Raw genomic sequence first — 24544 nt, forward strand, 5'->3', positions numbered from 1 at the left:
GTGTGAGACTCTTGATACTTTCGCTATCTGATCCGAGGATCAGCTCGCTTTCATCAAGCGCCCACACTTATCGGCTGTTAATTTTTAAAGAGCATTCTGCGAGGAACTTCGTGTTTCCCAGCAGCGCCGCGTTTTCAGCAGCAGAGAAGCGAGATTATCAACCGTTTTTTTAAATCCGTCAACAACTTTTTAACTACTTCGTTGCGACGACTGCGGTTTAATTCCATTTGCGCTGGAGTCGTTAAAACCGACATCAACAGCAGCACTTCTCTTTTCCCCCGCGCTGCGTTTCCGTTAGCGCGAAAGAGGCGTGATTCTAAGCACCCGCCCCAGTCTCCGCAACCCCTTTTGTGAAATTATTTTGACATGGGGTGCCGGAGGCCCTGAACGGCTCTATTAGTCATATATAAGCGGCACGGCAGGAGCCGCCCCGGTTGCCCGTGAACAGCCCCGCCGCATCGAACGCAACCCACCGTCGCTCACCGCCCTACCATCGCCCTCACCACGCCGTCCCGTCGAATCAGCCCGTGATACAGCGCCGCGGCAAAGTGCGCGAGGAACGTCGCGAAGAACAGATATGCCAGCACCCGGTGCGCGACCCGGAGCCAGGCAAACGTCACCGGATCAGCCGACACCAGCGCCGGCAGCTGCACACCACCGCCCAACGTCACCGGATACCCGCCCGCCGACAGCATCGCCCATCCGATCAGCGGCATCGCAAGCATCAGCGCATACAGCACGAGATGCGACCCGTGCGCAGCAACCTTCTGCCACCACGGCAGATCCTCGGGCAATGCCGGCGGCTTCGACAGAACCCGCACCACGATCCGCACGCAAACCAGCACGAGTACGGCAATACCCAAAGGCTTGTGGATCGCCACCAGAAGCGCATGCCGCTCAGAGACAGACGCCACCATCCCCACCCCGATGAACAGCATCGCGATGATCATCGCGGCCATCACCCAGTGCAGCACCCGCGCCGGCAAGCTAAACGTCGTCGAAGCCTTCATCACCGTCCCTCCCCACTCAATCGCGCCACGCCCGCTACCCCGGCCTCTTCACTGGTCCTGCGCAGATACGAATCCGCGTAAGCCGCCGACCGCGCCGGCAGCAACGGATCTCCCGACACCTGAATCCCCTGCGGCAGCACCGTCGGGTCGTAATTCACGTCGCGGCACGGCCCGCTGTCCTGCGCCTCCACGTGGTCGAGCACGAGCGTGCCCGCATCGATCGTCGTGCGCTGCGCGGGCCAGACCTTCGTCGCGTCGTCCACCGGGTCGCCTGGCTCCGCCAGCGTGACCAGCAGCTTCCACTTCTGCGGACCGGCAGCGATCCGCTGCGTCACGTCCTGCTGCAGCACGTTCGGGTCCGCCGCCGTCGCGACGTCGCCGGCGCCGGCCGTCTGCTCCGGCACGACGCGCCATCGCACCGCCTGGCGCTTGCCCGCCGCGTCGACGAAGTAGAACGCGTTCAACCCGTAATAGCTCTCGGTGACGTAACTCGCGCTCGGCTTCGCACCTTTGATCCACTGCAGGAACGCGGCCGTCTCCGGATGCCCGCCGAAAAACGCCTTCACCTTCGCCGGGTCGGGCTTGCCCGTCTTCGGATCGGGCCGGGTCGCCATCAATTGCGCGTAGAACGCCTGCGGCGTCGCCACCGGAAACACGGGCATCGCGTTCATCCCGGTGCGCCATTGCTCGCCGTCCGGCGCGGTGAGCCTCAGCGCGAGGCTGCGGATCGGCACGCTGCTGTCGGGCGCATACGGATTCCCGCCCGGCAACGCGAACCGCCCGACCACCGGCGTGCGCACCGCCTTGAAGAACGGCGCGACCGAATACGCGCTCGCCGCACCGTTGCCTTCGAAGTAACCGGTCACGCATACGCCCTTCGCGTGATTGCGCCGGAAGCCCGGGTGAATGCCGCCGCCGGCCGTCTGCAACGCGTCGACGATCCGGTGCGGGGTCAGACGCGCCGGCGCGAGCCAGCCGCCGACATACCCGAACGCCACGGCCACGCCGGCCACCGCGCCGCCGATCGCGGCCCAGCGCCACCACCCGCGCCCGGGCTCGCGCCGCGGTGAAGAAGAGGAAGAAGATCGCTCCATATATAGACTCCCGACCATCAGGTCATTGTCGAACCCGCGTAGGACGCCGCCCACGCCGCTTTATTCCACGAAAAATTTTTTCGTATGCTGGTGGAATAAGCGGCGCCCACCGGCGTCCTACGTGGCATCTCGACCCATTCGGCAACCGGCCCGGCCATGCCCTCCACCGCCCTCGACGACGAAGCACTGCGCGAACTCATCCCCAGGCTGCGACGCTTCGCGCTCTGGCTCGCGCGTGACGTCCACGCGGCCGACGATCTCGTCCAGTCGACGCTCGAGCGTGCGCTGTCGCGCTGGTCGAGCCGCCGCGACGACGCGTCGCTGCGCAGCTGGCTCTTCACGATCCTGTACCGGCAGTTTCTCGACGGCAAGCGCAGCGCGAAGCGCTACGCGTGGCTGCTTGGGCGCATCCGCGACGACGACGAAGCGCACTGGCCGTCCGCCGAACGCGAATTCGCGGCGCGCGCGACGCTCGAAGCATTCGGCCGGCTCCCCGACGAGCAGCGCAGCCTGCTGCTGCTTGTCGCCGTCGAGGGCTTCACCTATCAGGAAGTCGCTGACCTGCTCGACGTGCCGATCGGCACCGTGATGTCGCGGCTCTCCCGCGCGCGCCAGGCGCTGCGCCAGCTCAGCGACGGCGAGCTTCCCGCTCCTTCTCTCCGGTTGATGAAGAAATGAACACGCCTCCGAACGAACACGACCTCCAGGCCTACGTCGACGGCCAGCTCGACGACGATGCGCGCGCCGCGGTCGAGCGCTATCTCGCGCTGCATCCGGAGCGCGCGGAACAGGTCAGGCAATGGCAGCAGGATGCGCAGCGGTTGCGGGCCGCGCTCGAGAGCGTGCGGATGCCGGCGGATAACCCCGCGCTCGACCCGGCGGCGATTCGCGGACGGCGCATGGAGCGCACGCGGATGCGGTTCGCGATGGCGGCTTCGTTCGTGTTCTGCGTCGGGCTCGGGACGTTCGGCGGCTGGCAGGCGCGCGGGTGGAACGCGCCGCCGCCCATCGCGCCGATGAGCGATGCGGTCGAGGCTTACCGGATGATGGTGGTCGATCAAACGGCCAAGGTCGATTACCGGCCGACCGGTGCGGGAGATTTGCAGGGGTGGCTCACCCGGCGCGTGGGGGCTTCGGCGAAGCTGCCGGATTTGAGCGCGGCGGGGTTCAGGCCGGTCGGCGGGCGGTTGTTCACGACCGATAGCGGCGCCACGGCTGCAATGGTGCTCTATGAGGACGAGGCCGGAAGGACGCTGAGCTTCTATATGCGGCCAGCGGAATCGAAACATCGGCTGCTGCCGGCCGGGCAACGCGTAGATGGTGCGTTGCTCGCGCGATATGGATCGGTGAACGGGCTCAACTATGCGGTGGTCGGGCCGGCCGGGAGTCTCGCGGAGAAAGCGGTCGTGCAGGCGCTCGATCAGCAGACTTGAAGTGACAGGATGCGCGCCCGGCTGGCGATTGGTGGCAGCCGCCGGCGCCTTTAGTGGGGCGGCCCGGCGGGCTTGAACGGGCGCCCGCTCACCATTCGCCTGCACAGCGTTTCGACTGGCTTTCCCGGGCTGTTATTCACACCGAGGCCACGCCGGCGCCCTCACCTTTGGAATCACAGGGTTTCGAGTCGCCGCGGAACAGGATATCCACATCGATCACCGGTAAGCGATCTGGTTTCCAAGGCGGACTACGATCCTGTCCGTCCAGATAGAGTCGTCACCGAGACCTGGCTGCCGGCAAGCATCTTGTTCGTCCGGCGCACGAACACCCAGTGCCAAACCCAGAGGAAAACCGCGACGCCGCCAGCGATCGAGCCAATGGTATTGGGTATCAACGAAAGAACCTGGGCAAGACACCACCCGATGCCGCTGATCCGGCCGAACGAGCGCAACCCCGACAGAGCCGGATTGATACGAGACTCCGCTTCCAGGGACTTCGCAACGTTGGAAATAATGAAGAAGTCCTCGATGAAGTTGTAGGGCAAGAGGAACATCAGCCAGACGCTGTTGGGTTCGGCCGCACGCGATCCTCGGTTGACCGATTTCAGGGTCGTCCTGAGGTCGCTCGCGTAGGCATAGACCAGCGCCAGGAAACCCGCGATGGCGACGATGCTGCCGATCGCCCCAAGCACCGCTATTTCGCCGAGAACGCCTCCGTCTTCGGAGGAATGGACAACGGGATAGGCGAGCCCAAAGGCAATGGGGATGCTCAGAATGGCTTTGAGAATGGTCCGTGCAGTTGCGCTCATGTGTATCGGCGGGAATCGGTGCGGTGTCACGGGCAGCATAGCGAACGGTCTCCCTCGCTGGGCGACTTTGTCCTAGCATATGCCGCCTTCTCTCGCGACGCTCGCCGAGTCGGTGCCTGAACCGCACCGCGAATCGTGGAGTCGAGTTGTATGAAAGTGCGATATCCACGACCCGTGAGGTAACGCGAACATCCTCGCCGAATTCGCGTACCCTCACCCGTTGAATGCACAGGATTTCGAGTGCGTTGGCTGATCGATATCCACAAGGCATTCCATCATGACGGATCGCGCCAGCAGGCTCCACATCGCCTGCGCTATTCCGGAAAATCCATGTCAGACAAGACGTTCGGGCTGATTCGCATGGTCGAATGCATGGCGCTCACCTGTCCGACGCACAGCGATTCGACTGTTGGGTGTGTGAGTTGTCCACATCCGCGCTGTGGACAAGCGCACAAACACGTTGCACGTTCCGCATGGACCCCGCTCTCAGGGCTTGCTTCTCTCCGTCCAGTTGCGTGCTCGAACATTCTGATCGGCTTGTCGAGGCCAACATTCGCCGAGATCCGCGCCCAGCTTGTGATCCGGGCAAACGCTCACCTTGTGTCGGCACAGCGTTTCGCATCGTTTGTGCCGCAGTTGTCCACACGTGAAGGCTTACGACCTTCACCACCTCCGAAGTCACTTGGTCAGATAAACCCTGAGAATCTCGCCGGTTTCCGGAGAAACGACGTACTTCATCGACGTCCCGAGCGGACTCGCGTTACCGAGCCCGCGCATGCCCGGCGGCATCTTCGCCGAGAACGTCACGCTGATGACGTGATCCTCAGGCGTCGGATCCGCCCGGGCTTTACTTTCGTCTTCGATGCAGATCTCGAAGTTGCGCAGGTCCTGACCGGTCTTCGCAAAATCCTCATAGGCGGACTTCAGGCCGAGCAGCGTCGCGGTATTGAGCCGGACGGAACAACGATCGACCACGCCGAAATTCAGCTTGCTCATGGTGCTCTCCGGATATCACGGGTTAGGGTCGATGTCGTATTGCGCGATCATGCCCATCACGATTGCTCCGTTGCGCTCACGTCCGCGTGTCGTCCTTGCGCAGACCGCTACGTTCCAACACCTCTCGCAGGCACACCGGACACACGAGCTCACCGGCGTCCCACATCTGCACGAACGTCGCCCGCTCACCGACGCGAAACGTCGATTCAACGATGTCGATGTCCGGCCCGAGCACCTTGCGCAAGAACGCTTCGTCGAACCAATGCGTGGCCCCATGCTCCACGCTGGCATTGATCACCCGCACGACGTGACAATCGCGGATCACGTCGATCGACAAGATAGCGGCCTCGATATCCGGTGAGGTTCGCGTCGGTCGGATCAACCCGTGCAACTCGCAGCGCGCGAAGCCGCGGGGCCAATTCGCATTCGCCGCGACGACGGACGTGTCGAACGCTTGCTCTTTCGTCGTCGGTTTATAGGGCACCTCGCCGGAACGCACGAGCAGCTCGTCCAGGCATGCCGAACACAGACGCTCCCGCAAGCGCTCCAGCGCCGCGATCTTCGGAAACGCCGTCACGTGCGCAACGTTGTCGATAAAGGTCGCATCGACCTCGTGCTCGGCAAGTTCAGCACGCAGCATCCACATTTCCAGGCTGTATTTCCGTCGGTCGAGCGAAACCTTCACGAGCTCGCCCGACATGAACTGCCCGCGCTGCCGGATGCGCGCGGCGATGCCCTTCGATGTCGTGATGCCGTTGTCGCATCCGTGCCGACCGCAGTGCATGGGGCCCATTACCCGCTCCGGTTGCGGGCAGCGCTCGCGTTGCCCAAGTCTTGCTTCGGTTTCATCGTGTCGGTCGTCATCATTCCCTGTAGTCGAGATCGAACTTCACGTTGAATCGCTCGCCTTTGTAGCAGAAACACAGGACATCGGCTTCCGGCATCGACACGCGTTGCTCGAACACGATGTCGCACGGGTGTTGTTGCAACCGGCGTACGACGGCATCGATCTCGAGTGCGTCTAGCCGGGCCAACGAAGAAATACTCATCTGTCGTGAACCTGTGCGCCAGTCCTTCGCATCCTGAATGCCGGCGATTCTACAGATACAGCGGCTCGGGCATCGTTCGATGCCCTCATAGCTTGCCGTTTCGTTTATCCGATCACTGCACGCAGTGCATATCCTGCGCGGATCACAGTCGGCGGACTGTGCTTATCCAAAGGTGTTAACAGAGTTCGTATACATACGTAGTGATAGTTAACAAACCCGGTGCCTCACAGTGGATAACGTCCCTAACCCCATGAATTCTCGACGGGAAGCAGAATGCATAACCCTGGGTGCGCGACGTGAACAGCTCCCGGCAGCACAGAACAACTTTTCGTCGATTCACAGCCGCGGCGACATATCCTCAATCGTTCCACTGTGAATCCAGAGGCTTGCCGGAGGGTTATCCAGAGGGCTATGTGGATAACACCACAGCGCATCGACGCGTTTTGCTGTGATGCGAACAGGTGAAGCCAACGTTCCCGGCATCGCCACGCAACATCGATCGTCGGCCTCCGCGCACCTTGATTCAAAAAATTTTCACGAAGGGGCTTGTGCTCCTCAAAAACCCTCTCTATAATTCGCGGCTTCTTAGGCTCGTAGCTCAGTTGGTTAGAGCACCACCTTGACATGGTGGGGGTCGTTGGTTCGAATCCAATCGAGCCTACCAACGAACAAATGAAGGGGTCTGGCAGCACAACTTGCCTACAGGCAATGCGGCTCGCCAACATACAAACGCCACGCGGCAACATCGCGTGGCGTTTTTCTTTTTCCGGCCGAAACAACGCATGTCGCCCCGATGCGTTGCGCGATCCGCGGCATCGCATCCTTCCTCACCGACACCTCGATCCGCCATACAACGGCCACTGTGCCGCGCGTAGAATTGTGTGCGCATCGAAGCAGCGGTTCCGACCGTCGCCCGACCTCCAGCACATCAAAACAACGACGCGCGATCCGCGCGACTGAGAGCACACGACCATGTCCGACGTCACGACCGCCACGTCATCCGCGAGCAATGACGAGATTGCCGCTTACGTCGGCAAGAAAGCCGCCTGGTTCGAAAGGAAGTGGGAGATCGCCGCATCGCGAAAGAATCGGCAGTCGTGGAACTGGGCAGCCTGTTTCCTCGGCCCGGTGTGGATGGCGTATCGCTGCATGTACTGGCAGGCGGCCGCCGTCCTTGGCGCGACGCTCGCGATCACGCTGGTCGAGCTGCTGTTCTTCCCGCGTTACTTCGAATCGACCACGTTCGACCCGGTCACCATCGGGATCGCGGTCACGCTCGGCTGGTGCGGGAACAGCCTCTACAGGACGCACGTCGAACGCAGGATCGAAAAGCTGCGCCCGAGCGCGACGTCCCGCGAATCGTTGCTCGCGCTGCTGGAAGCGCAGGGCGGCACGAACTGGCTCGCAGCAGCCGGTTTTGCGATTGCAACGCCGTTGCTCGGTGTCTTGATCTACCTCGTGGCCGGGACGTATTGATTGCAGGAGCCAGCGGCCGGCAGCCGGTAAAGCAGGGCGGCAGGGCGAAGAAAAGGGCGCATCGCGGCCGCGCATGCGCACGGCACCCGACGCGTGATTCCGCCGCACTCAATGCAGATGCTTCAACTTGTCAGGATTCCGCACGACATAGATCGCGACGATTTTCCCGTCCTCGATCTCGAGCGCCGTGGTCTGCAGCTCGCCGTCCGCTTCCTGCGTAACGAAACCCGGCAGCCCGTTGATGAACCCCGCACGCACGAGCGTCGACGCATGCGTGGCGAACACCTCGGCCAGGTACGCGTGCACCTTCATCACACGCTCGAAGCCGAACACCGGCGTGCCCGCGGCCGGGCGCTTGCCGCCGCCATCCGCGTGCAGGCTCACGTCCTCGGCGAGCATCGCGCCGAGCGCGCGCATGTCGCCGCTGCGTGACGCCGCAAAAAACGCTTCCGCCAATTCGATCCCGCGCTGCTTCTCGACATGGAAGCGCGGTCGCGCCTCGCGCACGTGCGTGCGGGCCCGCGCGGCGAGCTGCCGGCACGCGGCCGGGTCACGCTGGATCGTCGTGGCCACTTCGTCGAACTCGAGGCCGAATACGTCGTGCAGCAGGAACGCCGCGCGTTCGAGCGGCGAGAGCCGTTCGAGCGCGAGCAGCAGCGGCAGCGTGACGTCTTCCTGTTCGTCTTCCTCGACGACCGGCTCGGGCAGCCACGGGCCGACATAGGTCTCGCGCTGGTGCCGCGCGGACTTCAGCTGGTCGAGGCACATGCGCATCACCATGCGGCGCAGGAACGCTTCAGGCACGCGCACCTCGGTGCGGTCGACGTCCATCCAGCGGATGAACGCCTCCTGCACCATGTCCTCGGCATCCGCGACGGAACCGAGCATCCGGTACGCGACGCGGATCAGCGTGCGGCGCAGCGGGTCGAAGCTCGCCGCCGCATCGGCCCGTGCTTCGGCGCTGCCGTTGGCCGGGTCGAGGTTCGGCATCAGGCCACCATCTTCGCGGCGGCGGCCTTTGCATCGGCCGGTTCGATCCACAGCCCGAAGCCGACCGCGAGCCGGTTCCAGCCGTTGATCACGTTGATCATCAGCGTGAGTTTCACCTGTTCCTCCTGGCTGAAGTGGTCGTTCAGCGCCGCGTAGGCCGCATCGTGTGCCGCGTGGCCCTCCGACAGTCGCGTGAGCGCGTCGGTCCAGCCGAGCGCCGCGCGTTCGCGGTCGGTGTAGCAGGGCGCTTCGCGCCACGCGGACAGCAGGTAGATGCGCTGCTCGGTCTCGCCTTGCTCGCGGGCTTCGGCCGCGTGCATGTTAATGCAGTTCGCGCATGCGTTGATCTGCGATGCGCGGATCTTGACCAGCTCGATGAGCGTCGGCTCGAGGCTCTGCGCGGCGGCGACCGAGACGGTCATCCAGTGCTTCATCAGGGCCGGCGCGGCGGCAAACGGGTTGAGTTTCGCAGTCATGATCCTTCTCCTTTGGTGTGGGTTCCGGGGATATGACGAGCGAGCCCCCCGCGTATGTGACATCGACGCGAAATTTTTTTTGAAGCCGGTGAGCGGATCGGCGTGGAAGGCCGCGGGGGAAGGGCGGGCAGGGTGCTCGTCGAATGCAACAAACGCGGCGAGCATGCTTCGCGCGCAAGTGCTGGTCAGACGATTTCGCATTCACATCAGGGAGACGATCACGGCCGCGAACGCCCGCGGCATGAATCGAGCACAACGGCCGACGCCTGGGCCTCCACATGCCCCTCGATGCGCGCCGTTGTCAGCAATTGGCAACTGATCGGTTGCTTTCATTTACATTTATCTGGCGTTTCATCCGCATCTCGGTCAGCAACATTCACATTTCTGGCCCATACTGTTCTGCACGGGCAGATGAAGTGACGCCGCATCCGCGGCCCGGCGCGCGCGCCGGCTGCCCGACGACGCAGCAGCAGGTCGCACGTCAGCCGCGCGCATCACGCGCAAGGCTTTCCTTTTTCCGGCAACACGCAACGCAGCGAATCGCGACGTGGACGGTAAACCGATGAGCCTCCTTGCATCACAGCTTCAGCGCCGTTACCAGGACGTGCGCGCCCATAGCGTCGCGTTGACCGCGACGTTGTCCGCCGAGGACCAGGCCGTGCAGTCGATGCCCGACGCCAGTCCGACGAAATGGCACCTCGCGCATACGACCTGGTTCTTCGAAACCGTCGTGCTGATGCGACGCGTGCCCGGCTACGCGCCGTTCAACGCGGCATTCCAGTTCCTCTTCAATTCCTATTACGAAGCGCTCGGCCCGCGCCATCCGCGGCCGCAACGCGGGCTGCTCACGCGCCCGTCGCTCGACGAGGTGCATGCGTACCGGCAATACGTCGACGACGCGATGCTGCGCGCGCTGGCCAGCGCCGACGCGGCGCTGCTCGAGACGATCGCGCCCGAGGTCGAGCTCGGGCTCCATCACGAGCAGCAGCATCAGGAGCTGATCGTCACCGACATGCTGCACGCGTTCTCGTGTAACCCGCTGAAGCCGGCGTTCCGGCCGCGCAACGGGACGGACGCGGGCGCGATGGCCGCGGGCGACGCCGGCGCGCAGCACTGGCTGCATCAGCCGGGCGGGCTCGTCGAGATCGGCCACGACGGCGAGGCGTTCTCGTTCGACAACGAACGGCCGCGCCATACGGCGCTCGTGCGGCCGTACGAGATCGCGAGCCGCCTGGTGACGAATGCGGAATTCGCTGCGTTCGTCGCCGACGGCGGCTATACGCGCCCCGAGTTCTGGCTGTCGGACGGCTGGGCCACCGTGCAGCGGGAAGGGTGGCAAGGGCCCGCGTACTGGATGCCCGACGACGACGATGCGGCCGCCACGCGCGTACGGCGCACGTTCGGCCTGCACGGCGTCGAGCCGCTCGCACCCGACGCGCCGGTGTGCCACGTGAGCTTCTACGAAGCGGCCGCGTATGCGGAATGGGCCGGCGCGCGCCTGCCGACCGAATTCGAATGGGAAGCCGCGTTCCCCGCCGAAGGCATCCGGCAGATGCTCGGGCACGTGTGGCAATGGACGCGCTCGTCCTACGAGCCGTATCCGGGCTTTCGGCCGCTCGTCGGGGTAGCGGCCGAATACAACGGCAAGTTCATGGTCGGCCAGCAGGTCCTGCGCGGCAGCAGCATCGCGACGCCGCCCGGGCACGAACGGCCGACGTACCGCAATTTCTTTCCGCCGGCCGCGCGCTGGCAATTCACGGGAGTGCGACTTGCGCGAGACGTCTGACCAGACGGCCACGAGCGGTGGCCAGCAACCCGCCCGCGATTCGCGGCCGAGCGCGTTCGAGCGCGACCTGATCGACGGACTGTCGCGTACGCCGCGCAGCATTCCGCCGAAATACTTCTACGATGCGGCCGGCTCCACGTTGTTCGATCGCATCTGCGAGTTGCCCGAGTATTACCCGACCCGCACCGAGCTCGGCATCCTGCGCGATCGCGCGGCCGAGATCGTGCGGCGCGTCGGCCCGCATGCGGAACTCGTCGAATTCGGCGCGGGCTCGCTCGAGAAGATCCGCGTGCTGCTCGACGCGTTCGCGGGCAACTATGCGAACGCGCCGGCGCGCTACGTGCCGGTCGACATCTCGGCCGACTACCTGCACGATGCCGCCGCGCGGTTGCGTGCCGCGTATCCGTGGCTCGACGTCGCGCCGATCGCGGCCGACTACACGAAGGCCGAGCAACTGGCCGAGCTGACCGCGACACCGGCGCGGCGCATCGGCTTCTTTCCCGGCTCGACGATCGGCAACTTCGCGCCGGAAGAAGCCGATGCGTTCCTGCGCGATGCCGCGCGGCTGCTGCGTGGCGGCGGCCTGCTGGTCGGCACCGATCTCGTGAAGGACGAGCGCACGCTGCACGACGCGTACAACGATGCGCAACGCGTGACCGCGCAGTTCAACCTGAACCTGCTGGTGCGCGCGAACACCGAGCTCGGTGCGGATTTCAACGTCGATGCGTTCTCGCATTGCGCGTTCTACGACAGCGCACGGCAGCGCATCGAGATGCATCTCGTCAGCGACGTCGCGCAGATCGTGCACGTGCGCGGCCACGCATTCCGCTTCGACGCCGGCGAGCGCATCCACACGGAGAATTCGCACAAGTTCACGATCGACGGTTTCCATGCGATCGCGCGCCGCGCTGGATTCGTGCCCGATACCGTGTGGACCGACGCGGACAACCTGTTCAGCGTGCACTGGCTGCGCAGCGTCGACGATATTCGCGCGTGATGCACGTGCTTGCGAACCGCTCGCGTGCGGTGCGGGCGGTTCGCTTTCGGCGCTTTCCAATGCTCGCCGGCGCGTGCCGATCGCCCGGTTTCGTGCCGAAAATCCCTTTTTTACCGCTCCGATGCACCGCTGCAACGGTGTTTGGAATGCGGCCTCTTCCTTGTCCCGCAAGGCTTTGCGGGAACCCGTAAACGTCCGTTACCTGTCTCGCATACCCGTTTCACCTGTGTCTGTGTCCGGTGCCTAGACTCCGAACCGTATTCACATGACGCACGACACGTGCAGGGAGTTGCGAGATGAACAAGAAACTCATTCTCGGTGCAGTTCTCGGTGTAGCGGCGCTGGCAGCTTCGGGCGTCGCCTCGGCCCACGTCGACCTGTCGGTCGGCATCGGCGTACCCGCCTATGCGGCGCCGGCGCCCGTCTACGTGGCGCCGCCTCCGCCCGTCATGTACGCGCCGGTCGGCTATCGCGACGACGGTTGGCGTGGCGACGGCTGGCGTCAGCGCGAATGGCGCGAACACGAGTGGCGCCGCCGTGAATGGCGCGAGCACGAGTGGCGCGATCGCGGCGGCTGGCGTGGCGGCCGCTGGGATTGAGCGAAGCGGCTCGACTTGATCTCCACACGAGGAGAATGAAAACATGATGCCCATTCGACACATCAGGCTGGGTGCCACCGCGGCCATCGTGGCGCTTGCCACGATCGGCAGCGCGCACGCGGCGGGCTGCATGAAGGGCGCGGTGGTCGGCGGTGTGGCCGGCCACTATGCGGGGCACCACGCGGTCGTCGGCGCGGTGGGCGGCTGTATCGTCGGCCACCACATGGCGAAGAAGCAGGCGCAGGAGCAGGCCGCGCAACACAGGGCCGCCGCGCAGGGCATGCAGCCGGCGCAGTAAGCATCATCGTCACCGGGGCGGCGCTGCGGCGCCGCGCCCACCTGCCTCGTTCCCCGCTCAAGCACGATCCGGATTGATCTGACGAATGCGCGCCGCGCGCCTCGTTACGATCATTTACAACGTCGCGTGGCGCGAATCCGGCGCGTTCATAGAATGCAGTCACACGAACGCGCTCCAGGGAGCACAAGATGAAACAGCAACGATATCTGTCCGTACTGACGGCCGCGCTGCTCGCGCTCGGCACGGTGTCCGCGTATGCCGCAGCCGGCGGCAATGGCGGTGGAAACGGTGGTGGCGGCGGAGGTCACGGTGCAGGCGGCCTGGGCGGCAATGCAGGCGGCATGTCCGCCGGCCACATGAGCGGCCATGCGCTGAGCAACTCGAACGGCATGCACGCGGGCGACCGCGACAAGGGCCTGTCGCGCGCGGCCGACCGCTCCGACACGATCGCCGATCGCGCCGGCGCGCAGCCGGGCCGCGGTCACACGCACGCACACGCGCATGGCCACACGACGCACGCGTCGACGGCCACGCATCATTCGCATCACCACGCATTGGGCCGCACGCTTTAAGCGCGGCGCGCAATCGTGACGGAAGGGCGCTTCGGCGCCCTTTTTTCATGGCGGGAATGCAACGCGGCTGTCGCGCGAAAACATCGTGCCGACCCGATTTGCAACCAGCCGTAACCGCGCCGCGAACGGGCGCGAATACGGATCGCTGACACGCGGGTAACAGACCGGAAATCGGCGCAAGGCGCGCGCATGGCGAGCGCGCCGGGCCGCGTCGAAAAAGCCGATAAAAAAGGGCGGCTCATCGCCGCCCTTCGTTTCAGCGCCCGGCGCTCGCCAGGGGCACTGCAGGTTCAAACAACGCGTCCGCCTGCGTCACGCGCACGAAGCGCGCCGCGCCGTCGCCGTCCACCAGCGCCCGGAAATGCGCCTCGCCGCACGCGAGCTTCGCCCGCTCGTGCTCGCTCGGCACGTGGCCGTCCGCATTCGGCGTATCGACGACGAAGTACAGCCGTTCGCCGCCGTCCTGTTCCGCGAGCACGGCCCAGTCCGGGTGATAGCTGCCGAGCGGCGTCTGCACGCGGAACCACGCAGGCAGCTTCGCGTACAGCTTCACGCCGTCGTGCGCCTCGAGCGCATCGGCGAACGCGCGTTCCGCGTCCGTCTCGCATACGACCGCCTCGTGGATCGACTTCTGCGCATCGGGCCGCAGGTTGCGCAGATAGCCGGTCAGCGCCTCGCTCTCGAACGATTCGAGCGCATGCACATGACGCTCGCCGAGCTTGTGGTACGCGATGCCCGCGACGAGCGCGAGCCGCTTGCAGCGGTTGATCGCATCGGCCGCGACCGCGATGAACTGCTGCGGATTCACGCGGAAATCCTCGAGCCGGCCGCTGTCGGCCAGGATCGTCGCGAGCGAACGGCGCGTGAGCTGCGTGCGGTCCTGCAGTTCGGTGAGCAGGTCGGGCAGCGGCAGCTCGCCTTCGTCGAGCAGCACCGTGCCGGCGCCGGCCACCTCGATCGCCTCGATGCCTGCCTTGCCGATGTCGATCTCGGCCTTGCGCCACTGCAGCCGTGCGCGGGCGATGTCCGGCGCGTCGTGCAGCGCGGCCGCGCAGTCACGCACGAGCTTCGCGTTGTCGAACTCGACGCGGTACACGGTGCGATGGCGGATGCGGTCCCACAACGCGCGGAAATCCTCGCCGAACACGACGGCCTTGCCCGACGCATCGCGCCGCAGCGCGATCGCACGGCGCTCGTCCGCGTTGCGCACGGCGAAGCGGCCCGACAGCTTGCGCAGCGTCGCGACGATTGGCGCGCGCAGCACCTCGAACGCCTCCGGCAGCACCAGCGCGCTCTGGCGCAGCGCATCCTTCAGCCGGTCGAGCACCTTGCCTTGCGCGTCGACGTAGCCTTGCTCGTGCAGGTGGTTCCACAGCACGCGCGACAGCTCGACGCCGAGCGCATGCGCGGGCCCGTCGCCTTCCTGCACGGGCAGCGCCGCGAACTGGTGTTCCTCGACGATCCCGAACCGGATGCCCGTGTCGGCCTCGATTTCCTTCTGCAGGTTCTCCGCGAACGACTCGTAGCGCTCGGTCGCGATCACGGTGAGCGTGTTCACGCCCGGATCGCGCACGCGTTCGCCGTCCTGGTCGACGGCAAGGCGCAGCCCGCGGCCGAGCGTCTGGCGGCGCTCGCGCTCGGTCTGGATGTCGCGCAGCGTGCAGATCTGGAACACGTTCGGGTTGTCCCAGCCTTCCTTCAGCGCCGAGTGCGAGAAGATGAACTTCAGCGGCGTGTCGAACGACAGCAGCGCTTCCTTCTCGCGCATGATCAGGCCGTACGCACGCTCTGCGTTCTCGCGCGCCGCGGCGCTGCTTTCGCTCGTGTCGGTCCAGCCGCCCTTGCGGTCGATCGAGAAGTAGCCGTTGTGCGCGCGGCCGACTTCGAGCGCGACGTCGACGCCGTCAAACAGCGCGCGGTAGGCCGGCACGCGTGCCGCACGTGCGTATTCCTCTTCGAAGATCAGCGCGTAGTCGCCCTTCGCGGGCATGCCGTTTTCGTCGTAGCGGCGATAGCGCTCGACCGAATCGACGAAGAACAGCGACAGCACCTTCACGCCGCGTTCGGCCAGGCGCAGTTCCTTGTCCAGATGCTCGCGGATCGTGCGGCGGATCATCTCGCGCTGCACGGCGAGCGTGTCGATGTCGCCGAACGCCTCGCCGAGCGACAGGAACGCCTCGCCTTCCGGATGGCGCAGCTCGACGTATTCGGCACCCTTCACCGCATGGACTTCGCCGATCCGCAGCCCCGCGTACAGCGCGCGCTTGGTCAGGCGTTCGAGATCGTCGCCGTCGGTGGCCGACACGATCTGGCGTTTCACGCCGGCCGTCGTCGCGACGTCGAGCTCGATGCGCGCGCTGATCGCGCCGCGCCGGTTCGACACACCGACGAGCCGCACGTACGGCTTGTTGTGCGCATCCTCGACGATCGCCGACGCGATCTCGATCTGCTTGACCAGCTTGCGCTCGTACGCGTCGACCGCGTCGAGCCGGTACACCATGTGGTGGCGGTCGACGTGCGTGGCCGAATAGCGCAGCGTGCAGAGCGGCGCCATCGCGGCGAGCGCTTCGCGGCCGCGGCCTTCGAGCCCGCCGTCGACGCTTTGCGGCTCGTCGACGATCACGATCGGCCGCGTCGCGCGGATCAGGTCGATCGGCTTCTCGCCGCCGGTCTTCTCGCTGTCCTTGTAGAGGTTGTTGATTTCCTTCTTGTTGATCGCGGCCACCGTCATCACCATGATCTGGATCGCCGCGCTCGCCGCGAAGTGGCGCACCTGGCCGAGCTTCGCGGAGTCGTACAGGAAGTAGTCGTACGGCACGCCCGCGTACAGCGCGCGGAAGTGATCCTCGGTGATCGAGAGCGTCTTGTGCACGCCTTCCTTGATCGCGATCGACGGCACGACGATCACGAACTTCGTGAAGCCGTAGCGGCGGTTCAGCTCGAAGATCGTGCGCAGGTACACGTAGGTCTTGCCGGTGCCGGTTTCCATCTCGACGGTGAAGTCGCGCGAGCCGGGCAGGCCGGACGGCGGCAGCCCGCCGCGCAGCTGCACGTCGGCGAGGTTGCGCGCGAGCGCGTCGTCGGTCAGCGACAGCCGGTTGCCGACACCCTGTTCCGACACCGCGAAGCCGAGCGAGCCTTGCGCGGCGGCCGTCGTGCCGGGCGCGGCGTTCGCGAGCACGCTGAAGTCGCCGCGATACGATTCCTGGCCGCGAAACAGGTCGCAGACGGCGTCGATCGCCTCGCGCTGGTAGTCGAGATCCGCTTCGAAATGCAGCCGCATCACAGGCTCCGCACGCGCTTCACGCCGTGCTGTTCGAGCAGCGCGGCGAGATTGAGCTTCGCGACGTCGTCGACGAAGCCGCTGTCGCGGAACAGGCACGTGACGTCGTGCGTCGTGCCGGTCGCATCGAGCAGGTCGACGATGCCGTCGGCCAGCGGCCCCGCGTCGTCGCGCGAAATGCGCGCATCGAAGCACGCGACGATCGCGCGGCCGATCAGGTGCACGGTCTTGCCCGCCACCTGGTGATGCTCGACCGGCGTGCACAGGTCGAGGCCGAGCTTCAGCGTCAGCTCGGCGAGCAGGTCGTCCTCGGTGCGGCCGGTCTTCACGTGCTCGACGGACGCGAAGAGCGCGTGGTCGAAGTCGTCGCGGCGCGGGTCCCACTCGATCACGTTGGTCGTGTCGAGCCGGTACACGCGAAAGCCGAGGTCGCCATAGCTTTCCGGATAGTCGCGCGCGACCTGCTGCGCGGCGCGGCGCAGGCGTTCCTTCGTGATTTCGGCGAGCGTCAGCGGCTTCTTCAGCTTCGCGCAGAAGTCGGCGGCCGCCGTCTGCGTCTTGTCGCGGCGGTCGAGCGCCTCGGGCAGCTGCACGAGGATGTAGCGGCGCGCGCCGCCGTCGGTCGCGTTCACCTGCATCACCGCGTGGCCGGTCGAGCCGGAGCCGGCGAAGCAGTCGAGCACGATGTCGTCGCCGCGCGTGCACCAGCCGATCACGGCCGCCGCGAAATCGACCGGCTTCGGCAGGTCGAACGGGATGCCGAGCGTCTTCAGCAACGCGTCGTCGGAGCCCGCGAACGGCAGCACCGACGGCACGTTCTCGTACATGTTCTCGTCGAGGTAGTAGATCCGCTGCGGCTGCGTGGTTTCATCCGCGCCGAATTCGATTTGGCCGCGCTCGATCAGCGCCTGCATCGTCGCGGGCGGGTTGCGCCAGCCGCGCGCCGGCATCGCGCACGGCTTGCCGGTGACCGGGTGGATCAGTGGCGTGAAATACTCGTCCGGCGCCTTCTTCTTGTTCGGCCAGGCCATCGACACGAGGCGGTACACGCGGCCTTCCGGCGACAGCCGGTCGTACATCACCTCGCCGCCGGACAGGTTGGTCTGCGCCTTCATCCATGCGCGGTACGCCTTCTGCGCGTCCTTCGCGTTGCCGCTGCGGTACACGGCGTCATGCGCGGCGTCGAGCATGCGCTGCGCATTGCGCTTCGGGCGCTTGAGCGGCGCCTGTTCGAGCAGTGTCTCGGCGTTGCGCGCGAACAGCACCAGCGATTCATGCTGGTACGCGACGCCGCGCGCGTCGCCCTTCGGGTTGCGCTTGTCCCACACGGCGACGCCGAGCTCGTTCTCCTCGCCGAAGATCTCGCGCAGCATCAGCACCAGTGCGTGCACCTCATGCTCGTCGATGTGCACGGCGATCAGCCCTTCGTCGGACAGCAGCGCGTGCGCGAGCTTCAGGCGCGGATACATCATGTTCAGCCAGTCGGTGTGGAACCGGCCGTTCGCTTCGGTGTTGGTGCTGCGCTTCACGCCGCCGTGGGTCTGCCCGGTCATCGCCAGGTAGTGGCGGATGCTGTCGCTGAAGTCGTCCGGATAGACGAAATCGCTGCCGGTGTTGTACGGCGGGTCGATGTAGACGAGCTTCACCTTGCCCGCGTAGCTCTTGTGCAGCAGCTTCATCACGTCGAGGTTGTCGCCCTCGATCACGAGATGGCGCGTGTCGTCCCACGCGACGCTGTCGTCGGGGCAGGGCCGCAGCGTGCCCGTCGACGGCGTGAGCGCGGCCTGGCGCGCGCTGCGCTTGCCGTGCCAGTGGAAGCCGTAGCGCTCGTCGGCGTCGCCGACCGTGCGGTCGCCGACCAGCGCCTTCAGCACGTCGACGTCGACCGACGCGCCGTCCGGGCCTTCGGTCACGAGTTCGGGGAACAGCGCCTTCAGGCGCGCGACGTTGTCGGCGGTGAAATCCGTCGACATCGCCTGCGGGCTGGCCGCATCGAGTTTCTGCATCGTCTTTTCCATCGGAGCCCGGCCGCGCGCGCCAGGACATCGGGCGCACTCACGGCCCCGGCGGCAACGGCCACCCGGGCAAACCCGAAACGCTATCGAGTCACCCGGCCGAGGTCAAGCGCCGATGTGGGGCGAGCGTGCGGGCATCGGCCGCGATTGCCCGCCGGACGGGCCGCCAGCGGCTTCGGGCCGGTTGTCGCATGGCCGACGGGCGGGCGCCTGGCAGGCGTCCCGGGCGCGCTCGGGAAAGGACAAAAAAAGGGCACGGTCGGCGCCAAGCGCCGGCGTGCCCGCATGGAGAATCCCGGACGGAGGTGCGGCGGGGCCCGTCTGGCCCCGTTTCAGGTCAGAAGCGCGTGCGGATGCCCGACGTCAGTTCGAGCTGGTTCTTCGCGCCGAACGTCGACGACACCGTGTAGCCGCCATGCAGCTTCATGTAGTCGCCGGCCAGGTACACCTCGGTGCGCTTGCTCAGGTGGTAGAACACCGACCCGTAGATCGTCTCCTTGAAGCCGTTGGCGACGCCGTTGGTCAGGCTGAACGCGCCGAGGTTGGCGTTCGGCGTGAAGCCGTCCGCGTTGTTCGCGGCGTTCTTGATGCGCATCTGCTGGTAGCCGAGCTCGTAGTCGAGCGCGCCCTTCGGCGCGATCTTCATCGACACCGTCCACGAATCGTCGTGACGCTGGCCGAGCGGGCCCTGGTCGCCGTTGTAGCGGAAGTAGCCGGCATTCAGGCGCACGATGTCGAACGTGTAGTTGCCGCCGACCGAGAACGTCTGGTTCCGGAAGCCGTTGTGGTTCACGTGGTTGTAGAAGCCCGACACGTTGAACGGCCCGCCGTTGTAGCCGAGCGCGGCCTGATACGCGGAGCCGGTCGCGAACGAGGTCGAGTTGCTGAACTGGTAGCCGGCGCTCGCGAAGATGCCGTTGCTGAACAGCTTCTTCCACGCGACGCCGTTGTTGTAGCGCGTGCCGGTCGGGCCGGCCGCGTAGAAGATCATCTGCTTGAAGTTGTTCGAGTTGGTCCAGCCGCCTTCCTCGGTCGTCAGCTTCGAGGAACCGTACGCATCGCCGTAGATCGTGGCCGCATCGCGGGCGATCGTGTTCTGGAAGCCGGCCGTCAGCTTGCCGAAGCGCTCGTCCTCGACGCCCACCCACGCGTCGCGGTCGAAGATCTGGCCTTCGTCTTCCATCTGGCCGTTCGCGACCACGAATTCGCTTTCGAGGCGGAAGATGATCTTCGTGCCGCCGCCGATGTCTTCAGCGCCGCGCAGGCCCCAGCGGCTGCCGCTGAACCACGGTTCGCCTTCGTTGCCCATGCCGATCACGTGTTTGCCGTTCGCGTCGGCGTGGGTCCGGTAGGTCGGAAAGCTCAGGTCCATCAGGCCGTAGAGCTGCACGCTCGATTGCGCATGCGCCTGGGTGCCGGCGCACAGGCCAGCCGCCGCGATGGAAAGGGCAAGGGTTTTTCGTTTCAAGATCGTCTCCTCCGAGCTGCCGCATTGGAATCTGGTCGTTGGCAGTACGCAATGTATGCCGACTCTTGCCGGCCACAGCGAGAGGGCCGACGCATAGCATCGTAGAGGGGGCAATCCTTCACGACGCTTTCCCGGAGGAAAGAATCGGATCGGTGAAAACACCGAACGCGCAACCATCACGGATCGGGCAGGCAGGCGGAAGCCGGCAAGCCGGGGGCGCCGGCATGCATCGATGACGTTTCGTGCTACGAATCGGTATTCAGGGCTCGCTACGCGGCCCGTCAGTCCTGCGTGCTCTTCATGCGCAGGATGTAACCGAGCCCGCGCAGCGTGATGATCTCGGCCGTGCTGCCCGCGAGATGCTTGCGCAGCCGGTGGATGTAGATGTCGATCGCGTCGGCGCTCGGTTCGTCGTCGAGCGCGAACACGCTGTCCATCAGGCGCGCCTTCGACACCGTCTTGTTCTGCTGCAGCATCAGCGTTTCGAGGATCGCGTGCTCGCGGCGGCGCAGCGCGAGCACCGTTTCGCCGCAGCGGAATTCGCGCGTGCCGAATGCGTAGACGAGATCGCCGCACACGAGCTGCGTCGTGCCGACGCCGGCCTGCCGGCGGATCAGCGCACGAATCCGCGCAACCAGCTCGCGCGATTCGAACGGCTTCACCACGTAATCGTCGGCGCCCGCGCCGAAGCAGTCGACCTTGTCGTCCACCGAGCCGTGCGCGGTCAGCATCAGCACCGGCACGTTGTCGTTGCGGCGCCGCAACCGCGCGAGCACCTCCTTGCCGCTGATGCCGGGCAGGCGCATGTCGAGCAGCACCGCGTCGTAGCGTTCGGTCTTCAGCACCGTGTCGGCGCGTTCGCCGTCGCCGACGGAATCGACCGCGAAATCCTCGCCGCGCAGCAGGTTCACGATCCAGTGCGCGAGTTCGGCGTTGTCTTCGACCAGCAGGAGTTTCATGACGGCGTTCTCTTCAATCGTAGGCGGGCAGCCGTACGGTTACGACGATACCGCGATTGCCGGCTCCCGGCGCAAGCGACGCGCTGCCGCCGTGCGCCTGCGCGATCTCGCGGACGATCGCGAGCCCGAGGCCCGAGCCTTCGGTGTCGGCCGACACGCGGTAGAACCGCTTGAACACGTGCGGCCGCGCTTCGGCCGGGATGCCCGGGCCGTTGTCGACGACGTCGAGCACGATCGCGTCGCCGTCGCGGCGGGCGGCCACCGTCACGCAGCCGCCCGGCTGCGTGTAGCGCACCGCGTTGTCGACGAGGTTCATCACCAGCGCGGTCAGCAGGCTGTCGCTGCCCGCGACGTCGAGCCGTTCGCCGAGGTCGGCCCCGAGATCGATATCGCGCCGCTGCGCGAGCACGATCGTTTCCTCGAGCACGCTCGACACCACGGCCGCGAGATCGACGCGATGGGTCAGCAGCGTCGACGGCGTCGCTTCCGCATGCGCGAGCAGGAGCAGCTTGTCGGTCACGTCGGCCATCTTGCGGCTGCTGCGCTGCATGCTGTCGAGCACCGACGCGAGCTCACGATCGTCGTTGCCGCGCTGCTGCGCGTACTGGATCTGCGTATCGAGCACCGCGATCGGCGTGCGCAGCTGGTGCGCGGCATCCGCGATGAAGCGGCGCTGCGTGGCCGTGTGCGTGTTGAGCCGCGCGATGCACTGGTTGATCGCGTCGACGATCGGCCGCAGCTCGTGCTGCAACCGCTCGGGACGGATCGGCTCCAGCTCCATCGGCCCGCGGTCGGCCACGTCGTCCTTCAGCTTCATCAGCGGCCGCATCTCGAAAGTGAGGCCGAGGTACACGAGCCCCATCGCGAGCACCAGCATCAGCGACAGGCGCACCAGCTGCGGCCGCCAGATCGTCGCGACCATCGCGCCGTGCGAACGCGTCGTCTTCGCGACGACCACCGTCACCGTCTCGATCTGCCCCTCGTCGTACAGCTGGCGATCGTAGGCCACCGCGCGCAACGGCACGCCGTCGAGCGACGTGTCGTACAGCGTCGGCTCGACGCCATGCCGCGCGGGCACGTCGAGCGCCGGCGTGCCCGCGAGCAGGCGGTCGTGGCCGTCGATCACCTTGTAGAACACCGAATCGCGCGACGGCGATTCGAAGATCTCCAGCGCGGCCGGCGGCACGTCGGCGACCGGCAGCCCGTTGCGCCATTCGACGTCCTCGCCGATCGTGCGCGCGGACGCGACGAGCGCGCTGTCCTGCACGAGCGCGGCCGTGGTCCGCGCGGTGTCGTACGACATCGCGCCGGCGATCAGCACGAACACCGCGAGCGGCAGCAGCAGCCACCACAGCAGCCGTCCGCGCAGGCTGTGCGCCATCCTGTTGCGCTCCTTCTCCGAAATGCCGAACCGCGCCGGGAGCGCCGGCGCGGTTGGGTGTGTCATGTCAGGCGTCCGCCTGCGGCGTTCAGAACGCCGCGGGGCGCCACTTCAGCAGCCGCTTCTCGAGCCAGGTCAGCAGGTAGTCGGCGGCCAGCGCGACCACCGCCAGCACGATCATCGCCGCGAACACGCCGCTCGCGTTGAACGCGCCCTGGGCGGTGGAGATTAGCAGGCCGATGCCCTGCTTGGAACCCAGGAATTCGCCGACGACCGCACCGACCAGCGCGAAGCCGAAGCTCACGTGCAGGCTGGCGAGAATCCAGCTCAGCGCGGACGGGATCACGACCGACGTGGTGATCTGCCGGCGCGACGCGCCGAGGATCTGCGCGTTCGCGATCAGGTAGCGGTCGGCTTCGCGCACGCCCTGGAACGCGTTGCCGAACACGACGAAGAACACCATCACGACGGCCAGCGCGATCTTCGACGCCATCCCGAGGCCCAGCGCGATCACGAAGATCGAGCCGAGCACGACGCGCGGAATCGAGTTCGCGATCTGGATGTACAGGCCGAACACGTCAGCCATCAGCTTGTTGCGGCCGAGCACGATCCCGCAGATCACGCCGGCCACCGAGCCGATCACGAAGCCGATGCCGGTTTCCTCGAGCGTGACCCACACCTGCGTGAGGAGCGGCCCCTGCGACGTGCCGTTCACGAACCAGTCCTGGATCTGCGCGAAGATCAGCGTCGGTTGCGAGAAGAAGAACGGATCGATCCACTTCAACCGTGCGGCGAGTTCCCACCCGCCGAGCACGATCACGAGTACGGCGATCCGCAGGCCGATGATCAGTTGCCGGCGGCGGCGCAGGCGGGTTTGAGCGGCGCGCGACTCGTCCTCGAGCGTCGTTGCCGGAATGGCGGTGGGGGGAAGCGTCATGTCGGTCATGCTCCTGTCCTTGCGGTCCTTGCCTTGAGCGTATGCGTCAGCCGATCTGCACTTCTTCGCGCAGGTCGTGCCAGATGTCCTTGGAAATTTCGATGAAGCGCGTGTCGTAGCGGATCTCCGACGTGACGCGCGGGCGCGGCAGGTCGATCTCGTACACGCGCTTGAGCGTGGCGGGCCGCGCGGTCAGCACGAACACGCGGTCGGCCAGCGCGATCGCCTCCTCGAGATCGTGCGTGACGAACACCACCGAGCCCTTGTTCGCCGACCAGAGCTGCAGCAGCTCGTCCTGCATCAGCGTGCGCGTCTGCATGTCGAGCGCGGAGAACGGCTCGTCCATCAGCAGGATTTCCGGCTGGTTGATGAAGGTCTGCGCGAGCGCGACGCGCTTCCTCATCCCGCCGGACAGCTGGTGCGGGTAGTGCTTCGTGAACTTGTCGAGGCCGACCTTGCGGATCCATTCCTCGGCCTGCGTGTACGCGACGTCCTTCGAGCGGCCGCGAAACAGCGGGCCCGCCGCGACGTTGTCGATCACGTTGCGCCACGGGAACACCGCGTCGGCCTGGAACACGAAGCCGATGCGCGGGTCGATCCCGTCGACCGGGCGGCCCATCACGCGCACTTCGCCCGTTGCGGGCTTGAGCAGCCCGGTGATCAGGTTCAGCGTCGTCGACTTGCCGCAGCCGGTCGGGCCGACGATCGCGATGAACTCGCCGCGCGCGACGCTCATGCTGAAGTCGCGCAGCGCGACGGTGGCCTTGCCTTCCGGCGAAATGAAGCGGCACGACACGTTGCGAAACTCGATCGCCGGTGTGCTCGGGGAGACTGCCTGGTTCATCGCATTGATCCTGCGGGTGAGGAGAGCGTCGCAGCGTGGCGGCGCCGGGCCGGTCAACCGGGCCGGAACGGG

At 66.0% G+C, this 24544-nt stretch carries 23 protein-coding genes and 1 tRNA gene; 9 read left to right on the top strand and 15 right to left on the bottom strand.

Going from position 1 to position 24544, the window contains the following annotated elements; all coding sequences use genetic code 11:
* Positions 1-479: 479 nt before the first annotated feature.
* Together QZM35_RS30085 and QZM35_RS30090 are read right to left on the bottom strand one after the other, a co-directional pair.
* A complete protein-coding gene (locus QZM35_RS30085) occupies positions 480-1010 on the bottom strand; it encodes a cytochrome b (RefSeq protein WP_174974674.1) in 531 nt (176 codons plus the stop codon).
* On the bottom strand, positions 1010-2104 hold the full coding sequence (locus QZM35_RS30090; RefSeq protein WP_301777381.1) for a catalase family peroxidase: 1095 nt from the start codon (positions 2102-2104) through the stop codon (positions 1010-1012). The genes QZM35_RS30085 and QZM35_RS30090 overlap by 1 nt, the downstream gene beginning before the upstream one ends.
* 156 nt (positions 2105-2260) lie before the next feature.
* Between QZM35_RS30090 and QZM35_RS30095 the strand changes: the two genes are divergently transcribed.
* On the top strand, positions 2261-2782 hold the full coding sequence (locus QZM35_RS30095) for a sigma-70 family RNA polymerase sigma factor (protein WP_089430375.1): 522 nt from the start codon (positions 2261-2263) through the stop codon (positions 2780-2782).
* Positions 2779-3537, top strand: coding sequence for an anti-sigma factor (locus tag QZM35_RS30100; RefSeq protein WP_089430376.1), 759 nt, complete (start codon positions 2779-2781; stop codon positions 3535-3537). Before QZM35_RS30095 ends, QZM35_RS30100 begins: the two co-directional genes overlap by 4 nt.
* A 248-nt stretch (positions 3538-3785) precedes the next feature.
* Here QZM35_RS30100 and QZM35_RS30105 read toward each other — a convergent pair whose 3' ends face one another.
* From QZM35_RS30105 to QZM35_RS30120, 4 genes are all read right to left on the bottom strand, one after another.
* On the bottom strand, positions 3786-4346 hold the full coding sequence (locus QZM35_RS30105) for a hypothetical protein (RefSeq protein ID WP_254600248.1): 561 nt from the start codon (positions 4344-4346) through the stop codon (positions 3786-3788).
* Between the two features lie 678 nt (positions 4347-5024).
* Complete coding sequence (locus tag QZM35_RS30110; protein ID WP_301777382.1) at positions 5025-5342, bottom strand: hypothetical protein; 318 nt, start codon at positions 5340-5342, stop codon at positions 5025-5027.
* Positions 5343-5418: 76 nt separating this feature from the next.
* A complete protein-coding gene (locus QZM35_RS30115) occupies positions 5419-6135 on the bottom strand; it encodes a hypothetical protein (RefSeq protein ID WP_301777383.1) in 717 nt (238 codons plus the stop codon).
* A 70-nt stretch (positions 6136-6205) separates the two neighbouring features.
* Positions 6206-6391, bottom strand: coding sequence for a hypothetical protein (locus tag QZM35_RS30120; RefSeq protein WP_174974672.1), 186 nt, complete (start codon positions 6389-6391; stop codon positions 6206-6208).
* A gap of 587 nt (positions 6392-6978) precedes the next feature.
* Between QZM35_RS30120 and QZM35_RS30125 the strand changes: the two genes are divergently transcribed.
* Both QZM35_RS30125 and QZM35_RS30130 read left to right on the top strand, forming a co-directional pair.
* Positions 6979-7055 (top strand) — tRNA-Val (locus QZM35_RS30125).
* A 308-nt stretch (positions 7056-7363) separates the two neighbouring features.
* Positions 7364-7867: a DUF2628 domain-containing protein gene (locus tag QZM35_RS30130; protein WP_089424104.1), complete on the top strand. Its 504-nt coding sequence runs from the start codon at positions 7364-7366 to the stop codon at positions 7865-7867.
* A 108-nt stretch (positions 7868-7975) separates the two neighbouring features.
* Here the strand turns inward: QZM35_RS30130 and QZM35_RS30135 are convergent, their stop codons facing one another.
* A complete protein-coding gene (locus QZM35_RS30135) occupies positions 7976-8857 on the bottom strand; it encodes a sigma-70 family RNA polymerase sigma factor (RefSeq protein WP_301777384.1) in 882 nt (293 codons plus the stop codon).
* Positions 8857-9333: a carboxymuconolactone decarboxylase family protein gene (locus tag QZM35_RS30140; protein WP_089424106.1), complete on the bottom strand. Its 477-nt coding sequence runs from the start codon at positions 9331-9333 to the stop codon at positions 8857-8859. The genes QZM35_RS30135 and QZM35_RS30140 overlap by 1 nt, the downstream gene beginning before the upstream one ends.
* A gap of 562 nt (positions 9334-9895) precedes the next feature.
* On the opposite strand from QZM35_RS30140, the gene egtB reads away from it, so the two are divergent.
* The 5 genes from egtB to QZM35_RS30165 all read left to right on the top strand — a co-directional run bounded on the left by egtB (position 9896) and on the right by QZM35_RS30165 (position 13585).
* Positions 9896-11119 carry an ergothioneine biosynthesis protein EgtB gene (gene egtB, locus QZM35_RS30145; protein ID WP_089430382.1) on the top strand — a complete coding sequence of 408 codons (1224 nt, stop codon included), beginning with the start codon at positions 9896-9898 and terminating at the stop codon, positions 11117-11119.
* Entirely contained in the window at positions 11103-12116 is a 1014-nt protein-coding gene (egtD, locus tag QZM35_RS30150; protein WP_301777385.1) for an L-histidine N(alpha)-methyltransferase, read from the top strand. Before egtB ends, egtD begins: the two co-directional genes overlap by 17 nt.
* Positions 12117-12412: 296 nt before the next feature.
* Positions 12413-12715: a hypothetical protein gene (locus QZM35_RS30155; RefSeq protein WP_046550033.1), complete on the top strand. Its 303-nt coding sequence runs from the start codon at positions 12413-12415 to the stop codon at positions 12713-12715.
* A gap of 43 nt (positions 12716-12758) precedes the next feature.
* The gene (locus QZM35_RS30160) at positions 12759-13013 is read left to right on the top strand and encodes a hypothetical protein (protein WP_089430384.1); all 255 of its coding nucleotides are present in this window, start codon (positions 12759-12761) and stop codon (positions 13011-13013) included.
* A gap of 188 nt (positions 13014-13201) precedes the next feature.
* Positions 13202-13585 (top strand): hypothetical protein, encoded by a 384-nt coding sequence (locus tag QZM35_RS30165; protein WP_089430385.1) that lies wholly within the window; start codon positions 13202-13204, stop codon positions 13583-13585.
* Positions 13586-13841: 256 nt separating this feature from the next.
* Here the strand turns inward: QZM35_RS30165 and QZM35_RS30170 are convergent, their stop codons facing one another.
* From QZM35_RS30170 to QZM35_RS30200, 7 genes are all read right to left on the bottom strand, one after another.
* A complete protein-coding gene (locus QZM35_RS30170; protein ID WP_174974695.1) occupies positions 13842-16868 on the bottom strand; it encodes a type III restriction-modification system endonuclease in 3027 nt (1008 codons plus the stop codon).
* Positions 16868-18886, bottom strand: a complete 2019-nt coding sequence (locus QZM35_RS30175; RefSeq protein ID WP_174974697.1) for a site-specific DNA-methyltransferase — start codon at positions 18884-18886, stop codon at positions 16868-16870. The genes QZM35_RS30170 and QZM35_RS30175 overlap by 1 nt, the downstream gene beginning before the upstream one ends.
* Positions 18887-19220: 334 nt before the next feature.
* Positions 19221-20351 carry a porin gene (locus tag QZM35_RS30180; RefSeq protein WP_089424113.1) on the bottom strand — a complete coding sequence of 377 codons (1131 nt, stop codon included), beginning with the start codon at positions 20349-20351 and terminating at the stop codon, positions 19221-19223.
* A 281-nt stretch (positions 20352-20632) separates the two neighbouring features.
* The gene (locus QZM35_RS30185) at positions 20633-21310 is read right to left on the bottom strand and encodes a response regulator (RefSeq protein ID WP_041492705.1); all 678 of its coding nucleotides are present in this window, start codon (positions 21308-21310) and stop codon (positions 20633-20635) included.
* Positions 21311-21323: 13 nt separating this feature from the next.
* Positions 21324-22691, bottom strand: coding sequence for a sensor histidine kinase (locus tag QZM35_RS30190; RefSeq protein WP_301777431.1), 1368 nt, complete (start codon positions 22689-22691; stop codon positions 21324-21326).
* A gap of 88 nt (positions 22692-22779) precedes the next feature.
* The gene (locus tag QZM35_RS30195) at positions 22780-23637 is read right to left on the bottom strand and encodes an ABC transporter permease (protein WP_089424115.1); all 858 of its coding nucleotides are present in this window, start codon (positions 23635-23637) and stop codon (positions 22780-22782) included.
* Positions 23638-23674: 37 nt separating this feature from the next.
* Positions 23675-24472, bottom strand: coding sequence for an ABC transporter ATP-binding protein (locus QZM35_RS30200; RefSeq protein ID WP_039351969.1), 798 nt, complete (start codon positions 24470-24472; stop codon positions 23675-23677).
* Between the last annotated feature and the right edge of the window lie 72 nt (positions 24473-24544).

This window comes from Burkholderia sp. AU45274, assembly GCF_030482505.1.
Taxonomy (GTDB): Bacteria; Pseudomonadota; Gammaproteobacteria; order Burkholderiales; family Burkholderiaceae; genus Burkholderia.

Coding starts and splice junctions, on each gene's coding strand:
- QZM35_RS30085 (WP_174974674.1), bottom strand. CDS start 1,010: ATGAAGGCTTCGACGACGTTTAGCTTGCCGGCGCGGGTGCTGCACTGG.
- QZM35_RS30090 (WP_301777381.1), bottom strand. CDS start 2,104: ATGGAGCGATCTTCTTCCTCTTCTTCACCGCGGCGCGAGCCCGGGCGC.
- QZM35_RS30095 (WP_089430375.1), top strand. CDS start 2,261: ATGCCCTCCACCGCCCTCGACGACGAAGCACTGCGCGAACTCATCCCC.
- QZM35_RS30100 (WP_089430376.1), top strand. CDS start 2,779: ATGAACACGCCTCCGAACGAACACGACCTCCAGGCCTACGTCGACGGC.
- QZM35_RS30105 (WP_254600248.1), bottom strand. CDS start 4,346: ATGAGCGCAACTGCACGGACCATTCTCAAAGCCATTCTGAGCATCCCC.
- QZM35_RS30110 (WP_301777382.1), bottom strand. CDS start 5,342: ATGAGCAAGCTGAATTTCGGCGTGGTCGATCGTTGTTCCGTCCGGCTC.
- QZM35_RS30115 (WP_301777383.1), bottom strand. CDS start 6,135: ATGGGCCCCATGCACTGCGGTCGGCACGGATGCGACAACGGCATCACG.
- QZM35_RS30120 (WP_174974672.1), bottom strand. CDS start 6,391: ATGAGTATTTCTTCGTTGGCCCGGCTAGACGCACTCGAGATCGATGCC.
- QZM35_RS30130 (WP_089424104.1), top strand. CDS start 7,364: ATGTCCGACGTCACGACCGCCACGTCATCCGCGAGCAATGACGAGATT.
- QZM35_RS30135 (WP_301777384.1), bottom strand. CDS start 8,857: ATGCCGAACCTCGACCCGGCCAACGGCAGCGCCGAAGCACGGGCCGAT.
- QZM35_RS30140 (WP_089424106.1), bottom strand. CDS start 9,333: ATGACTGCGAAACTCAACCCGTTTGCCGCCGCGCCGGCCCTGATGAAG.
- egtB (WP_089430382.1), top strand. CDS start 9,896: ATGAGCCTCCTTGCATCACAGCTTCAGCGCCGTTACCAGGACGTGCGC.
- QZM35_RS30155 (WP_046550033.1), top strand. CDS start 12,413: ATGAACAAGAAACTCATTCTCGGTGCAGTTCTCGGTGTAGCGGCGCTG.
- QZM35_RS30160 (WP_089430384.1), top strand. CDS start 12,759: ATGATGCCCATTCGACACATCAGGCTGGGTGCCACCGCGGCCATCGTG.
- QZM35_RS30165 (WP_089430385.1), top strand. CDS start 13,202: ATGAAACAGCAACGATATCTGTCCGTACTGACGGCCGCGCTGCTCGCG.
- QZM35_RS30170 (WP_174974695.1), bottom strand. CDS start 16,868: ATGCGGCTGCATTTCGAAGCGGATCTCGACTACCAGCGCGAGGCGATC.
- QZM35_RS30175 (WP_174974697.1), bottom strand. CDS start 18,886: ATGGAAAAGACGATGCAGAAACTCGATGCGGCCAGCCCGCAGGCGATG.
- QZM35_RS30185 (WP_041492705.1), bottom strand. CDS start 21,310: ATGAAACTCCTGCTGGTCGAAGACAACGCCGAACTCGCGCACTGGATC.
- QZM35_RS30190 (WP_301777431.1), bottom strand. CDS start 22,691: ATGGCGCACAGCCTGCGCGGACGGCTGCTGTGGTGGCTGCTGCTGCCG.
- QZM35_RS30195 (WP_089424115.1), bottom strand. CDS start 23,637: ATGACCGACATGACGCTTCCCCCCACCGCCATTCCGGCAACGACGCTC.
- QZM35_RS30200 (WP_039351969.1), bottom strand. CDS start 24,472: ATGAACCAGGCAGTCTCCCCGAGCACACCGGCGATCGAGTTTCGCAAC.